This window comes from Streptomyces sp. NPDC093260, from assembly GCF_040683715.1.
Classification (GTDB): domain Bacteria; phylum Actinomycetota; class Actinomycetes; order Streptomycetales; family Streptomycetaceae; genus Streptomyces; species Streptomyces sennicomposti.
This window is the reverse complement of sequence record NZ_JBFBEK010000011.1, coordinates 132,275-145,639: the sequence shown is the minus strand read 5'-3', so window position 1 is coordinate 145,639 and position 13,365 is coordinate 132,275. Positions and strand designations below refer to the sequence as shown.

At 73.1% G+C, this 13,365-nt stretch carries 15 protein-coding genes and 1 pseudogene; 8 read left to right on the top strand and 8 right to left on the bottom strand.

Annotated elements, in window-relative coordinates:
• Positions 1-236: 236 nt before the first annotated feature.
• Positions 237-704: an SRPBCC family protein gene (locus AB0N63_RS16490; protein WP_365529586.1), complete on the top strand. Its 468-nt coding sequence runs from the start codon at positions 237-239 to the stop codon at positions 702-704.
• Positions 705-738: 34 nt separating this feature from the next.
• Here the strand turns inward: AB0N63_RS16490 and AB0N63_RS16485 are convergent.
• Positions 739-920 (bottom strand): annotated as a pseudogene (locus tag AB0N63_RS16485) (hypothetical protein); the annotation flags it as partial.
• 43 nt (positions 921-963) lie between these two features.
• The gene (locus AB0N63_RS16480; protein ID WP_365529584.1) at positions 964-1,803 is read right to left on the bottom strand and encodes a hypothetical protein; all 840 of its coding nucleotides are present in this window, start codon (positions 1,801-1,803) and stop codon (positions 964-966) included.
• A gap of 91 nt (positions 1,804-1,894) precedes the next feature.
• Here AB0N63_RS16480 and AB0N63_RS16475 point away from each other — a divergent pair, with 91 nt between their 5' ends.
• Both AB0N63_RS16475 and AB0N63_RS16470 read left to right on the top strand, forming a co-directional pair.
• Positions 1,895-2,929 carry a sodium-dependent transporter gene (locus tag AB0N63_RS16475; protein WP_365529582.1) on the top strand — a complete coding sequence of 345 codons (1,035 nt, stop codon included), beginning with the start codon at positions 1,895-1,897 and terminating at the stop codon, positions 2,927-2,929.
• A gap of 223 nt (positions 2,930-3,152) precedes the next feature.
• Entirely contained in the window at positions 3,153-3,296 is a 144-nt protein-coding gene (locus AB0N63_RS16470) for a hypothetical protein (protein WP_365529580.1), read from the top strand.
• A gap of 75 nt (positions 3,297-3,371) precedes the next feature.
• Here the strand turns inward: AB0N63_RS16470 and AB0N63_RS16465 are convergent, their stop codons facing one another.
• The 6 genes from AB0N63_RS16465 to AB0N63_RS16440 form a co-directional block, all read right to left on the bottom strand.
• Complete coding sequence (locus AB0N63_RS16465) at positions 3,372-4,040, bottom strand: response regulator transcription factor (RefSeq protein WP_365529578.1); 669 nt, start codon at positions 4,038-4,040, stop codon at positions 3,372-3,374.
• On the bottom strand, positions 4,037-5,317 hold the full coding sequence (locus AB0N63_RS16460) for a sensor histidine kinase (RefSeq protein WP_365529576.1): 1,281 nt from the start codon (positions 5,315-5,317) through the stop codon (positions 4,037-4,039). Before AB0N63_RS16460 ends, AB0N63_RS16465 begins: the two co-directional genes overlap by 4 nt.
• 27 nt (positions 5,318-5,344) lie before the next feature.
• Positions 5,345-6,184, bottom strand: coding sequence for an ABC transporter permease (locus AB0N63_RS16455; protein ID WP_365529574.1), 840 nt, complete (start codon positions 6,182-6,184; stop codon positions 5,345-5,347).
• A complete protein-coding gene (locus AB0N63_RS16450; protein WP_365529572.1) occupies positions 6,181-7,119 on the bottom strand; it encodes an ATP-binding cassette domain-containing protein in 939 nt (312 codons plus the stop codon). The genes AB0N63_RS16455 and AB0N63_RS16450 overlap by 4 nt, the downstream gene beginning before the upstream one ends.
• 731 nt (positions 7,120-7,850) lie before the next feature.
• Positions 7,851-8,780 carry a M48 family metalloprotease gene (locus AB0N63_RS16445; RefSeq protein ID WP_365529570.1) on the bottom strand — a complete coding sequence of 310 codons (930 nt, stop codon included), beginning with the start codon at positions 8,778-8,780 and terminating at the stop codon, positions 7,851-7,853.
• The gene (locus tag AB0N63_RS16440; protein WP_365529568.1) at positions 8,777-9,148 is read right to left on the bottom strand and encodes a BlaI/MecI/CopY family transcriptional regulator; all 372 of its coding nucleotides are present in this window, start codon (positions 9,146-9,148) and stop codon (positions 8,777-8,779) included. Before AB0N63_RS16440 ends, AB0N63_RS16445 begins: the two co-directional genes overlap by 4 nt.
• 135 nt (positions 9,149-9,283) lie before the next feature.
• Between AB0N63_RS16440 and AB0N63_RS16435 the strand changes: the two genes are divergently transcribed.
• From AB0N63_RS16435 to AB0N63_RS16415, 5 genes are read left to right on the top strand one after another with little or no spacing between them, the layout of a single operon-like run.
• Positions 9,284-9,952 (top strand): DedA family protein, encoded by a 669-nt coding sequence (locus tag AB0N63_RS16435; protein ID WP_365529566.1) that lies wholly within the window; start codon positions 9,284-9,286, stop codon positions 9,950-9,952.
• Positions 9,949-10,554 carry a phosphatase PAP2 family protein gene (locus AB0N63_RS16430; protein WP_365529564.1) on the top strand — a complete coding sequence of 202 codons (606 nt, stop codon included), beginning with the start codon at positions 9,949-9,951 and terminating at the stop codon, positions 10,552-10,554. The genes AB0N63_RS16435 and AB0N63_RS16430 overlap by 4 nt, the downstream gene beginning before the upstream one ends.
• On the top strand, positions 10,551-11,369 hold the full coding sequence (locus tag AB0N63_RS16425; RefSeq protein WP_365529562.1) for a phosphatase PAP2 family protein: 819 nt from the start codon (positions 10,551-10,553) through the stop codon (positions 11,367-11,369). The genes AB0N63_RS16430 and AB0N63_RS16425 overlap by 4 nt, the downstream gene beginning before the upstream one ends.
• The gene (locus AB0N63_RS16420) at positions 11,323-11,985 is read left to right on the top strand and encodes a response regulator transcription factor (protein ID WP_365529560.1); all 663 of its coding nucleotides are present in this window, start codon (positions 11,323-11,325) and stop codon (positions 11,983-11,985) included. Before AB0N63_RS16425 ends, AB0N63_RS16420 begins: the two co-directional genes overlap by 47 nt.
• A complete protein-coding gene (locus AB0N63_RS16415; protein ID WP_365529558.1) occupies positions 11,982-13,361 on the top strand; it encodes a HAMP domain-containing sensor histidine kinase in 1,380 nt (459 codons plus the stop codon). The genes AB0N63_RS16420 and AB0N63_RS16415 overlap by 4 nt, the downstream gene beginning before the upstream one ends.
• Positions 13,362-13,365 lie beyond the last annotated feature (4 nt).

Sequence of the window (13,365 nt, the reverse complement as noted above, 5' to 3'; positions counted from 1 at the left end):
CTCTTCACCAGGCTTTCCCGCACTGGGAGTCGAAGGCGGGGGCGGTCGTGCGCAGGGCATGGCATGTGCGGGGCCGGTCACGAGGACGTCGCGGACTCAGGAGCGGGACGAACAGTCAAGGCCTGCGGAGCGTCGTGTCATGCGACGTGTTGGTCGTGTCCTGGTTCCTGGACGGTTCCTCCGGCGGGTTGGTCGATGAGGACGGACTGGCGGAGCCTCGGTCCTAGAATCGGGCCATGGGTAGGACAGATCGCGCCAGCCGGGTGATCGCCGCGCCACCGGCGACCGTCTACGGAGCCCTCCTCGACCGGAAGTCCCTCGAGGCCTGGCTGCCGCCGGACGGCATGCGTGGTCGGGTCGAGCGGTGGGATCCCCGGCCTGGTGGCGGGTTCCGGATGGTCCTCACCTATCTCGAGGCCGCCGACAGCCCCGGCAAGACGTCAGATGCGACGGATGTCGTCGACGTCGGGTTCGCCGCTCTGGTACCACCGGAGCGCGTGGTGCAGCGGGCGGTGTTCCAGGCTGACGACCCATCGTACGCGGGCACCATGACGATGACTTGGCATCTCACTGCCGCCGGTGAGGGGACCGAGGTGACCGTCACCGCCACGGACGTGCCACCCGGCATCAACCAAGCGGACCACGAGGCCGGGATCGCCTCCTCGCTGGCCAACCTGGCGTCCTACCTCGAAGCGGCCGACTGACTCAGTTCGGCCGTTGCGCTGGGTCGGCCACGTCGTCGACGGTGTCGATCAGCTCCCGTTCGTGACCCGGCGGGAAACGGCCGTCGACGCGGGCGGTGGACCGGCCCGGAACACGTCGGTCCGGTAGCCGGCCGAGAACATGGTCGGGTTGGCCGAGTCACGCAGCACCACCTGGAGGAAGTCGGCGACGGGGCCGAGTCTGGCCAGCTCCGCCTGCTGGATCCCGGCGCTGACGCTTCCTCAAGGCCTGCCCAGCCGTTCAGGCCGCCTGCCGGGCGACGCGCGCGGGCTCCGCGACGTCCTTGCGGGTCACGGCCAGGTACACCACCAGGCCGAGGATGACGGCCAGGAAGAGCCCGCTGGTGACGACGGTGCCGAACCCGAGGCCGCCGTCGCCGGTCGGCTGGGACAGGTAGTCGCCGATCGAGGCGCCGAGCGGGCGGGTGAGTATGTAGGCGATCCAGAAGCTCCACACTGCGTCCAGGCCCAGGGCGAAGTGCGCGATCGCCACGGCGGCGATGGCCAGGGCGAACAGGACCGCCGAGAGCCAGTAGCCGAGGTCCATGCGCTCGGAGAGCAGATCGCCGCCCGCCGTTCCGAGGGCGAAGGTGAACAGTACGGCCAGCCAGTAGTACGCCTCGCGGCTGGTGGTGTCGATGCTGTGGATGGAGAGGGTGCGCTCGCGCCGGTACCAGACGGCGAACGCGACGGCGAGGAGGACGGCGAACACGACGGTGGTCGTCTCCAGCGGCACGCCCATGTTGTCGGTCAGGTTGTCGCTGATCAGCGTGCCGACGACGCTGATGAGGGCGACGGCGAGCCAGTACACGCCCGCGCGGTACGCCTTGGTGCGGAACTGGACGACGAGGACCACTGCGAGCAGCGCGCTCATGAGCACGGACACGCCGGTCAGGCCCAGACCGGCCTTCTCGTCGAGCAGATCGGCAGCGGTCTCGCCGACCGTCGTGCACAGCACCTTGATGATCCAGAAGTAGGCGGTGACCTCGGGGACCTTGTTCCAGCGCAGACGGTGGGACGGGCGAGCGGAGTCACTCGTGCCCGGTTCGGCCCCGGGCGTCTCGGAGAGTTCGTAGGTCATGCGCAGGACGTTGCCAGCGGTTACCTGAACGCATCCTGACTGCCGCGCGGCTTTGCCGGCCCGCCGGGTCCGGCCTGATCACGATGGGGACATGCACACCCGCGCCGCGTCCTGGCTGCGGCACCGGCTCGGCCGCGCCGTCGTCCTGTCCTACGCCCTCGCCCTGGTCCTGCCCGCCCCCGGCCAGTGGCTGCGCCGCCCCCATCCCCTGCCGCCGACGCACCTGACCCTGCACACCGCACCGTTCCTGCTGTCCCTGGTGCTGTTCTCGGCCGGGCTCCAGGTCCCCGTCCGCGCGCTGGGCGCCCTGCTGCGGCGTCCGAAGGCCCTGCTCGCCGGCCTCGTGCTGCACCTGGCGATCCCGCTGACCGTCGTGCCGCTCGTCGCCTTCCTGCTGCGGCGCACCCCGGACACCGACGGCGGCAGCGGACTGCTCACCGCGGTGATCCTCGTCGTCGCGATGCCCGTCGCCGCCGGGGCGACCGTGTGGACCGACAAGGGCGACGGCGACCAGCCGACCATGGTGGGCCTCGTCCTGGCCTCCACCCTCCTCAGCCCACTGACCACTCCCCTGCTGCTGGCAACGCTGTCGCCGCTGCTCAGCGGCGGCTACGCGCGCACCCTCGCCGGCGCCGGCCGGCTGGCCCAGGGCGGATTCGCCCTCACCGCCGTGGTCCTTCCGTGCGCGGCGGGCCTGCTGGGCGCCCTCGTCCTGTCCGGGCGATGGCTGGGCCGCCTGGTCACGACGGTGGCGCCGTCGGCCATGGCCGGTTCGCTGGTCCTGACCTACGTCAACGCCAGCGGGGCCCTGGGATCCGTCCTCACCCGGCCGCGCCCGCTGCTGTGCGCCGCCGCCCTGGCAGTGGCCGCCCTGGTCTGCCTGCTCTCCTTCGTCCTCGGCCGGGTCGCCGCCCGCCTGCTGCGCCTGGAGGCGGGCCCCGCCTCGTCGCTGACGCTCGCCTGCGGCATGAACAACAGCAGCGCGAGCGCGGTGCTGATCACCGCGTCCCTGCCCGACAAACCGCACCTGCTGCTGCCGGTCCTCGCCTACGGGCTGCTGCAGAAGACCACCGCGAACCGGATCGTCACCCGGCTGCGACCGGCTCCCACCGCGGCAGGCGCCTGAGCGGTCCTCAGCCGCCGCCCCGGGGCCCAGCACACCCTCCAACCTGCACGCCGCCCCCGGCGACACCATCGGCGTACGGCTGCCCGGCGCGGGCGCCGGGGACGCCGAGGAAGAGGATCTGGGCGTAGAGGCGTCCCGGCGGGCGGAGTCGAGGAGTTCGACCCGCTGGCCGTCCTGGCCCGGCGTGCGGGGAGGCCGTCTCCCGGGAGACGGCGGGGCCGGGGTGCGGGACGGGAACTGGTCCGGCTCCACCAAGATCCTCGACGTCACCATGGCCGGCCTGCGCCGCCGCCTCACGCGGGCCGCCGACGCCTCGGTCCGCTCCGGCAGCCGGCTGCGCGTCACCACCCCGCGCGGGCGCGGCTAACCGCCCGGAACTCTCACGGGCCCCGCGGCACGCCGGCAGCGACCAGGCCGCCGGTCTTGCCGGCCGCCGCCCGGTTCAGTCCACGCCGGGCCGGGCCAGGCCGATGTCGTAGGCGAAGATCACGGCCTGGACGCGGTCGCGGGCGCCGATCTTCGCGAGGACGCGGCCGACGTGGGTCTTGACGGTCGACTCGGAGAGCACGAACCGGGCGGCGATCTCACCGTTGGTCCAGCCCTTGCCGACGGCGACGAGGATCTCCCGCTCGCGGTCGGTGAGCGAGCCGAGCCTCGGGTCCTCGGCGGAGTCGCTCCGGTGGGCGGGGACGTAGCGGGCGTACTCCTCCAGCAGACGGCGGGTGAGGGCCGGTGCGATGACGGCGTCGCCCGAGGCCACCGCGCGGATCCCGGCGAGCAGTTCCTCGGGGCGTGCGTCCTTGAGCAGGAAGCCGCTCGCGCCGGCCCGCAGCGCGGCGTGGACGTATTCGTCGAGGTCGAACGTCGTGAGCACGAGGACGCGTGAGCGGCCACCGGCGGCGACGATGCGGCGGGTGGCCTCGATGCCGTCCATGCCGGGCATGCGGACGTCCATCAGGACGACGTCCGGGCGCAGTTCGGCGGCCTTGCGGACGGCCTCGGCGCCGTGCGCGGCCTCCCCCACGACGTCGGTCTCGGGGACGGAGTCCAGGAGCAGGTGGAAGCCGTAGCGCTGCAGAGGCTGGTCGTCCACGATGAGAACGGTGGTCACCGGTCACCGTCCCGGGGCGTGAGGTCGAGGACGGCTTCGACGCTCCATCCTCCGCCACCCGTCGGCCCCGCGCTGACGGTTCCGCCGTACAGAGCCGCTCTCTCCCGCATGCCCACCAGGCCGTGTCCTTCCTCGTTCGGCGGTCCCGACGGTGTGGCCGGGCCGGTGTCCTGGACCCGGATGCTCAGCCGGGCGCCCGTCACGACGACCGCCAGGTGCACCCGGGCGTCGTCGGCGGCGTGCTTCATGGTGTTGGTGAGGGCTTCCTGGACGATGCGGTACACCGTCAGCTGGACCCCGCCGTCCAGGGCCTCGACGTCGCCGGAGGTCCGGTAGACGACCTCCAGTCCGGCGGCGCGCACGGTGGCGCACAGGGCACCGATGTCCGCGATGCCGGGCTGCGGGCTGAGTTCGGGCCCGCCGGCCGGGGTGTCCCCGGCGTCGCGCAGTACGCCGAGCACGCGCCGCAGTTCGCCGAGGGCCTGCCGGCCGGTGTCGCCGATGAGCCGCAGTGCTTCCTCGCCCCGTTCGGGGGCGATGTCCGTGGCGTAGGCGCCGGCGTCGGCGAGCGTGATGATGACGGCCAGGTTGTGGCCGACGATGTCGTGCATCTCGCGGGCGACCCGGGTGCGTTCGGTGGCCGTGGCCAGTCTGCTGCGCTGGTCGCGCTCGATCTCCAGCCGGGTCGCCTTCTCCCGCAGTCCGGCCAGCTGGGCGCGTCGGATCCGGATCATCAGGCCGACCGCGAGGGCTGCCGTGGCCGTGCTCAGCAGGAAGAACAGGGCGTCCCAGACGGAGACGGCCGAGGACGCGCGGACCGCGACCAGCAGCATGGCGCCCGCCATGACCGCACCGGCCCACGGCAGCTGTCGCAGCCGCCCGTGCAGGGCCAGGCTGTACAGGGCGATGAAGAGGGCGATGTCCGCGCGCAGCGCCGCCCCCAGGGACCATTGGAGGACGAACACCGCGGCGATGACGCCGAAGGTCGCCATGGGCTTGCGCCGCCGCCACAGCAGGGGCAGCACCAGTCCCGCCTGCAGTGCCAGCATCCCCGCGACGGGCAGCTCGGTGAAGGCGAGCCGGAAGCGGCGCGGGCCGTCGCCGTCGTGCACACCGCCGCGCAGCAGGTCGGGCAGGCAGAACATGAGGAAGACCACGATCACGACCGCGGTGTCCAGCACCCAGGGATGTGTCCGGTCGGCCTGCCGCAACCGCTGGCCGCCCCGGGACAGCCGGGCGACCAGCGGTCCCATCCCGCTGAGGTCATCGGTGGTCAAGGACGTCACCTGTCCATGGTGCGGGCGTCAGACGTCGGTGCGCGCGAGCCGGTACGCCGCGCCGCCCAGCGCAAGCGCCGTCCAGCACAGGAAGACCAGCAGTCCGGTGCCCGGCGACAGGGTCGTCGAGCCGTGGGTCAGCGCGAACATCGACTCCCCCGCGTTGGACGGCAGGTAGGGACTGATGTCGTCCCGCCAGGAACTCGGCAGCAGGGAGATCAGCCCTGGGATCAGCATCAGGGCGGCCACCAGCACCGAGATCCCCCCGGCCACCGACCGCAGCAGCGCGCCCAGCGCGGCGCCGACCACGCCGACGAGGCCGAGGTAGAGCCCGGCGCCCAGCAGGCTCCGCAGTACACCGGCGTGCGAGAGGCTCATGGCCGCGGGCGTGCCCGCGATGATTCCACTGCCGAACAGGAAGGCGACGAACCCACCCACCGTCCCCACGACCAGTGCGACCAGTCCGAAGACAGCCGCCTTGGACCACAGCACGGGCAGCCGGCGGGGCACCGCCGCGAGCGTGGAACGGATCATGCCGGTCGAGTACTCGCCCGCCGTGACCAGCACGCCGAGCACGCCCAGGGCCAGCTGGGCGAAGTTCGTGCCGAAGAGGGACAGGCTGACGGCCGTCGAATCGGCGAAGTCCCGGTCCATGTGGCCGGAGTCGATCCCCGACTTGTAGCGACTCGCGGAGATCAGGCCGAAGGCCACCAGGAACAGCAGGCCGAGGCCGAGGGTGATCCAGGTCGAGCGCAGGGACCAGAGCTTGGCCCACTCGGAGGCGAGCACGCGCCGTCCGGTCACCCGGTACGCGGGGCGGGCGGGAGTGGTCCTGGGTTCCTCTGCGGTTGCGGTGAGGGTGCTCATGCGGGCCTCCCGAGGGTGTCGATGCCGGTCGTGGTGCCGTGGTACTCCACGGCATCCCTGGTCAGGTCCATGAACGCCTCCTCCAGCGACACGCTTCGCGCGCTCAGCTCGAACAACGCGATGCCGTGTTCGGCGGCCCTGAGTCCGATCTCGCGGGCGGTCAGGCCGGTCACCTGGAGCTCCTCGGAGCCGATCCGGCCGGTGACGTCGACGCCGGGTCCGGCGAGCACGTCGCGCAGCCTCGCCGGGTCCTGCGTGGCGACCTTCACGGTGTCGCCGCCCGCCTCGCGGATCAGGTCCGCCACGGTCGTGTCGGCCAGCAGCCGCCCGCGCCCCACGATGATCAGGTGGTCCGCCACCAGGGCCATCTCGCTCATCAGGTGGGAGGACACGAACACCGTCCGCCCCTCGTCGGCGAGCCCTTTCAGAAGGTTGCGGATCCAGAGCACCCCTTCCGGGTCCAGCCCGTTGACCGGCTCATCGAGCATCACCGTCTGCGGATCGCCCAGCAGCGCCGCCGCGATGCCCAGCCGCTGGCCCATCCCGAGGGAGAAGGCGCCGGCCCGCTTCCTCGCCACGCTGTCGAGTCCGGCGAGGCCGATGACCTCGTCGACGCGGCTGCCGGGGATGCCGTGGGTGAGCGCGAGCGCTTTGAGGTGGTGGTACGCCGAGCGGCCCGGGTGGATCGACTTCGCCTCCAGCAGGGCGCCGACCTCCTGCAGCGGCGCCCGGTGGTGAGCGTAGCGGTGGCCGTTCACGGTGACGGAGCCGCTGGTCGGGGCGTCGAGGCCGACGATCATGCGCATGGTCGTGGACTTGCCCGCGCCGTTGGGCCCCAGGAAGCCGGTCACCGTGCCGGGCTTCACCACGAAGTCCAGCCCGTCGACGGCCGTCTTCTCGCCGTACCTCTTGGTCAGTCGCCGTGCGTCGATCATTCGCGTTCTCCCTGTCGGGCTTCGGCGTCCGTCACTTCGGACGCCTCACCGGCAACGCTAGGTGCCGAGTCACCCGGATCCGGTGGTACCCGGAGGCTGAACCGCGGTGAACGCGTAGTACCGCGGTACTACGCGTTCACCTGCCCCGCGTTCCGTGTTCGTCAGCTCCACGGCCGTCACAGCAGGCGTCCTGCCGGCGCCTGCTGCGTCCCGGGCCCGCCCTCGACCAGGCTCGCGACGGTCCGAGGCGGCGTCGGCCGGTATCCGCGTCTCACAGGGATCCGGGAATGCGCTCGTCATGACGTGCGGTGTGCGGCGCGGGGAAGCGGGACCAGCGGGCCCCGCGCTCGCGCCGGCGAGCCCGGCCCCCGGGGGTGGGCACCAGTACGGCGGTGCCGCCGGCAAGGAGGGGCACGGGCGGCCGCGGCGGTCGGGGACCGCGCGTCCACCGCCCGTGCCCTCGCTCGGGCAGCGCTCGCGGCCGGCCGGAAGCTGCCGCACGGACTCGGCTTCAGCGACCGGGCCTCCCGCCGTGTCGCCGCCCTCCAGGCCGCCCGACTCCCACGCCCGAGGCCGCTGGAGATGACCGTTCCGGCGTTTGGCGCCCGCACCGCGCTGGGCGCCGCCGACGCAGCCTGCGACCCGCTCCGGCTGCTGGAGCCGGTCCTCGTCCGAGGACGATCACGCGGCGGCCCGGTCATGCATCCGGCGGTGGGCCGGGGCCGAACCGGTCAGGGCGTCTCCTCGCCCTGGGCGACCTCGACCTCGTGGTGGAAGTCCACGACACCTGCCGCTCCGGCGGCGACGGACAGGACCGTGCAGACCACGAGGAGGAACGCGGTACGGCGGGTGGTGCGCGGGCGCGGCCGGGTGGGTGCGAGAAGCGCCGCGACGCGTTGCGGCACCGGTCCGGTCGTCGCCGCGGGTGCGAAGTCCGGTCGGGTGGAGGGGGAGGCGTTCGCGGCGAGGGCGGCGCGGGCGATGGCCGTGGCGATCAGCCGCCGGTCTCCGGTGACCTCGGCGGCGGCCTCGTCGGCGGCCCGCTCGGCGGCGAACCGGATGGTGGCGCGGGTGGCGCGCAGGGCGGGGTGGCAGTGGGCGGCGAGTTCGGCGGCGGCCAGGAAGTAGTGGTGCCCGGCCCGGTTGTGGGCGCGCTCATGGGCGAAGAGGGCCTCACGCTCGGCAGGTCCCAGACTCCGCAGCATGGCGGTGGTGACGACGATGCGGTGGGGCCGGCCGGGCAGAGCGTACGCGTCCGGATCGGGCGATTCGATCACGCACAGGTCACCTGCGGCGGGACGGCGGTCGGCCTGCGTGCGGGCGGTCCGGAAGGCCCGGGTCTGCCGGAAGGCCGAGCGTGCGAGAGTCCAGACGCTGAGGGTGAGCACCCCGGTGGCCGCCATGGCGGCGGGGAGGACGACGTAGTCCGAGGGGGTCCGCAGGGGGTGGACGAGTTCGCCGAGGGCGGCGAAGGCGGGGAGTTTGAGCAGTCCGGTCAGGACCAGCGCCCCGAGTGCGGCCATACAGGCTCCCGCCAGCGCCAGGGTCGAGGCGGTGAGGACCCGCAGCGCGGTGGCGGGAGCCAGCCGGTGAAGGGTTCGGCGGGCCAGCGTCGGCGCGAGGAAGGGCAGGATCAGCGGTAGGAGCAGCAGAGCGGTCATCGCTCGTCACCCTCCAGGAGTCGGCGCAGGTGCTGCTCGTCACCGGGGCTGAGCTGGGCCACGAAGCGGGCCAGGACCGTCTCCCGGTCGGCGTCCCGGTCGAGTTCGGTGTGCATGCGCCGGGCGGTCAGGCCGGGTGCGTCCTGGACGGGGAAGTAGGCGTAGCCGCGGCCCTGCCGCTCCCGGTCGACGACGCCCTTCTCGTGCAGCCGGGTCAGTATCGTCGCGACCGTCGTCCGGGCCAGGCCTGAATCGAGCTCGGCCTGCACCCGCCCTGGCGTGAGCGGGGCCCCGGCGGCCCACAGCGCGGCCATGACGGCGGCCTCGAGTTCGCCGGCCGGCCGCCTCTCGTCCCTCGCGTCCTTCATGGGAACGTTCCTCACTCCGCCATCGTCTACAGTTCAGTAGACCGTCTACAAGATTGTAGTCGGACGCCGGATGACGCCACGCCAGCGTTCCGCCGCATCCGACAGTCCGGAAGAACGATGAAGGGGCTCCCGACGATGACCACAGCCATGCACCTATCGTCGCAGCTCGCCGTCAATGTGCTGGACGCCCGGTCGCTGCTGGCCGCCTTCGGCGTGCTGGGCGTGGGGGTGGTGCTGTTCGCCGAGACCGGGCTGCTGATCGGCTTCTTCCTGCCGGGTGATTCCCTGCTGTTCACGGCCGGTCTGCTGTGCACCGGCACCGCCGGGAGCGGCCTGAAGCTGTCGCTCGGCCCGCTCCTGGTCGCCGCGGCGGTGGGGGCGCTGGCCGGCTCACAGTGCGGGTACCTCCTGGGCCGTCGAGCGGGCGGCGCCCTGCTCGCCCGGAGCCGCTCGGCCCGCCTGCACGAGGGGGCCAGACGCGCGGAGGAGTTGCTGGAACGCTACGGGTACGCGAAGGCGATCGTCCTGGCCCGCTTCGTCCCGGTGGTGCGCACGGTCCTGAACCCGATGGCGGGCGCCCTGCGGGTGCCGGTGCGCACGTTCACCCTCTGGCAGGTGACCGGCGGGCTGGTGTGGAGCCTCGGGCTCACCCTGGCGGGCTACGCGCTGGGCTCCTCCGTGCCGAACGTGGACCGCTATCTGCTGCCGATGGTCGCGGTGATCGTGGCCCTGTCGCTGATTCCGGTCGCCTCCGAGGTGTACCGCTCGCGCCGGGACGCGAAGACGAAGGAGGCACGCGGATGATCATCGCCCTTGACGGCTCGCCGGTCGACGGCTCGGCCTACACCGCCGTGGTGAACCTCGCCCGGCGCTCCCCCGTCTGGCTGGACGACACGGTGTCGGCCTGGTCGACGTACGGGCTCGTCCTGTTCGCGGTGCTCGTGGCCGTCGGCTGGTGGCACGCCCGGCGTGTGGGCGCCACCGCGTCCGTGACGGCGCTCGCCGTGCCGTTCGTCGTGGTCGTGGCCTTCGGCGTGGACGCGGTGCTGAAGCTGCTGGTGCGCGAGGACCGGCCCTGCCAGAGCCTGCGGGTGACCACGCTGGAGGCGTGTCCGGCGCCCGGCGACTGGTCCTTCCCCAGCAACCACGCGGCCATCGCCGCCGCGGCGGCTGTCGCCCTGCTGTTCGTCTCCCGCCGACTCGGCGCGGTCGCCGTGGTGGCCGCCTGCGCGATGGCCGTCTCGCGGGTCTGGGTGGGGGCGCACTACCCCCACGACGTGCTGGCCGGAGTCGTGGTGGGCGCCGTGGCCGCCCTGCTCGCCATGTCGGCACTGCGCAGGCGTGCGGAGGCCGCGGCCCTGCGGCTCACGGCCACCCGTCTGCGTCCGCTGCTGGTGGTGTCGTGAAGCGCGACGAGGTCGCCGAACTGGCCGGCAGCTGCGGGCTCGGGGCGTGGACGGCGTTCGGCGTGCTGACCATGGTCGTGGTGGGCCACGACGGCATACCGCTGTTCGCGGACGCCGACTCCCTCTCCTGGTCCGTCGGCCACCGGCCCGACGTGGCGGTGGCGCTCGCCCGCGGGCTGACCGACACCGGGACCGGTGTCATCCCGTACGCACTGGCGGTGCTGGCCGCGCTCATCGCGGGGCGCACCCCACGGCAGCGCGCGCTCGCCGTCGCGCTCTGTCTGGGCTGCCTCGGGGCGGGCCAGGCGCTGCGGTACGTGGTGATGGCACAGGTCGCCCGGCCGCGACCACCCCTGACGGACTGGGCGACGCATGCCTCGGGATGGTCGTTCCCGTCCGGTCACACCACCACGGCCGCCCTCACCGCGGGACTGCTGATCATCGCCGTCCGCGTGCGCGGTCCGCGCGGCGCGACCCCGCTCACCCTGGTCATCGGCGTCTGGGGGGCGTCGGTCGGCCTGACCCGCGTCTACCTCGGAGTGCACTGGTTCACCGACGTCGTCGGCGGTTGGCTGTTCGCCCTCGGGTGGCTCGGCCTGTGCCTGTGGGCCGTGGCCCACTGGCTTCCCGAGCGACTGACCGCCGGCGCGGCGGCCCCGGACACCGGCTCGGCGCGCGGGACGGCAGAGCCGACGGGCGGCACGGCAGGAGGCCGACGGCACACGGCACCGGCACAGACGGACGTGGCACGAGAGCAGAGGGAGGGCCATGCACCAGACGATCCTGGTCGTCGAGGACGATCACGCCCTGCGTGACGTGCTGATCCGCGGACTGCGCGACGAGGACTTCGACCCCGTGCCCGCACCGGACGGCGCCACCGCCCTGCGACTGGCCACCCCCGACATCTGCGCCGCCGTGCTCGACATCGGGCTGCCCGATGCCGACGGGAGGGACGTGTGCCAGGCGATGCGCGCGAACGGGTTCCTCTTCCCCGTCATCTTCCTGACCGCCCACCACCGGCTGAGCGACCGGCTGTCCGGGTTCTCGGCCGGAGGCGACGACTACCTGCCCAAGCCGTTCCACCTCACCGAACTCGCGGCCCGCCTGCGGGTGTCCCTCAAACGGGCCGCACCACCGCGTGCCGCGACCGCGGGAGACCTGGCACTGGACGCGGTCCGGCACGTGGTCAGCGTCCGAGGCACCCGAGTCGACCTGACACCGACCGAGTTCCGTCTCCTGGCCGCCCTCATGGCGGCTTCCGGCGACATCGTGCGCCGTCGCGAGCTGGTCCGGGCGGCCTGGCCCGAGGGCGCCCAGGTCCACGACAACACCCTCGACCAGTATCTGACCCGCCTGCGGCGCAAGCTGCGCGAGGCGGGCAGCGACCGGACGATCGGCACGGCCCGCGGGATCGGCCACCGGCTGTCATGAGCGGCACCCGCCACCCGCTGCGGCCCGCTGTGACCGCCTTCCTCCACCGTCTGGCCCCCCGCACGCTGCGCGGCCGGCTCTCCCTAGTGGCCCTCACCACGGCCGCGCTGCTGATGCTGGTCCTCACCGTCGCCTTCAACGCCGTGGTCCAGCACCGTCTCCAGCACCAGGCGGACGACGAACTGCGCACCCGCGCCGCCGCCGTCGCGACGACCATCGACACCAGCCGCAGGACGGTACGCGTCCTGGATACCCCCAACGACGCCCTCCTCGACGCCAACGTCTGGATCTACGCCGGCCGACGCCTGCTGGAAGAGCCGCCGAACGCCGGGTCCCTGACCCGCGTCGCCGACGCCCTCGCCGGGCGCGGCGGGCGGCAGTGCGTCACCACCGACGTGGACGGCCCTCTCCGGCTGTGCTCGCAGCCGGTGTCCGCGGACAGGAGCGGTGCCCGGGTGGTCACCGCGCTCGACCTCTCCCCCTACCGGAGTTCGGCCGCCACCCTGCTCCTGGGATCGCTCGCGCTGGACGTCATGATGCTCGCCTGCACCTACGCCCTGACCCGGCTGGCAGTAGGCCGCGCGCTGCGCCCGGTCCGCACGATGACCGACCAGGCCACCCAGTGGAGCGCCGTCGCCTCCGAAGAACGCTTCGGCCATACGCGGCACCCGGCCGAACTCGCGCGCCTCGGCACCTCGCTGGACGCCCTGCTCGACCGCATCCGCACCCTCCTGCGCCACGAACGCCAGCTCACCGGGGAACTCTCGCACGAGCTGCGCACACCCCTCAGCCGGATCACCGCCGAACTCGACTGGTGGCGGACCCACCCCCGCACCGCCGACCAGACCCACGCCACCCACCAGGTCATCGCGGAAGCCGCCCAGTCCATGCGCACCATCTGCGACACCCTCCTCGACCACGCCCGCGACGGCACACTCACCGCTCCCGGCACCGCCGAGGTCCTCCCCACGCTGCGACGCCTCGCCGAAGCCCTCGACGCGTCGCATCACTTGACGGTCGCCGCTGACAGCCCGACTCTGACGGCCGGAGTCCCACCCGCCCTCCTCGAACGCATCGTCAGCCCGCTCGTGACCAACGCCTGCCGTTACGCCCGCTCCAAGGTCGCCGTCCGCGCCTACCGCGCACCCGACGGCGTACGCATCGACGTCATCGACGACGGCCCCGGCGTACCGCCCCCGTTCACCGGACAGCTCTTCGAGCCGGGCCGGCGCGCGGATCCCGGCGACGGGCACAGCGGAGCGGGCCTGGGCCTGCCGCTGGCACGACGCCTGGCCCGCTCCGCCGGTGGCGAGGTGGCGTACGACCCCGGACACACTCCCGGGGCACGGTTCGTGGTCAGCCTGCCTGCCGGGTGACCCC

What these genes read in the sequence shown, in the direction of transcription:
- AB0N63_RS16420 (WP_365529560.1), top strand. Translation starts at nt 11,323, where the DNA reads ATGCACCAGACGATCCTGGTCGTCGAGGACGATCACGCCCTGCGTGAC.
- AB0N63_RS16445 (WP_365529570.1), bottom strand. Translation starts at nt 8,780, where the DNA reads ATGACCGCTCTGCTGCTCCTACCGCTGATCCTGCCCTTCCTCGCGCCG.
- AB0N63_RS16480 (WP_365529584.1), bottom strand. Translation starts at nt 1,803, where the DNA reads ATGACCTACGAACTCTCCGAGACGCCCGGGGCCGAACCGGGCACGAGT.
- AB0N63_RS16430 (WP_365529564.1), top strand. Translation starts at nt 9,949, where the DNA reads ATGATCATCGCCCTTGACGGCTCGCCGGTCGACGGCTCGGCCTACACC.
- AB0N63_RS16415 (WP_365529558.1), top strand. Translation starts at nt 11,982, where the DNA reads ATGAGCGGCACCCGCCACCCGCTGCGGCCCGCTGTGACCGCCTTCCTC.
- AB0N63_RS16450 (WP_365529572.1), bottom strand. Translation starts at nt 7,119, where the DNA reads ATGATCGACGCACGGCGACTGACCAAGAGGTACGGCGAGAAGACGGCC.
- AB0N63_RS16490 (WP_365529586.1), top strand. Translation starts at nt 237, where the DNA reads ATGGGTAGGACAGATCGCGCCAGCCGGGTGATCGCCGCGCCACCGGCG.
- AB0N63_RS16435 (WP_365529566.1), top strand. Translation starts at nt 9,284, where the DNA reads ATGACCACAGCCATGCACCTATCGTCGCAGCTCGCCGTCAATGTGCTG.
- AB0N63_RS16455 (WP_365529574.1), bottom strand. Translation starts at nt 6,184, where the DNA reads ATGAGCACCCTCACCGCAACCGCAGAGGAACCCAGGACCACTCCCGCC.
- AB0N63_RS16440 (WP_365529568.1), bottom strand. Translation starts at nt 9,148, where the DNA reads ATGAAGGACGCGAGGGACGAGAGGCGGCCGGCCGGCGAACTCGAGGCC.
- AB0N63_RS16475 (WP_365529582.1), top strand. Translation starts at nt 1,895, where the DNA reads ATGCACACCCGCGCCGCGTCCTGGCTGCGGCACCGGCTCGGCCGCGCC.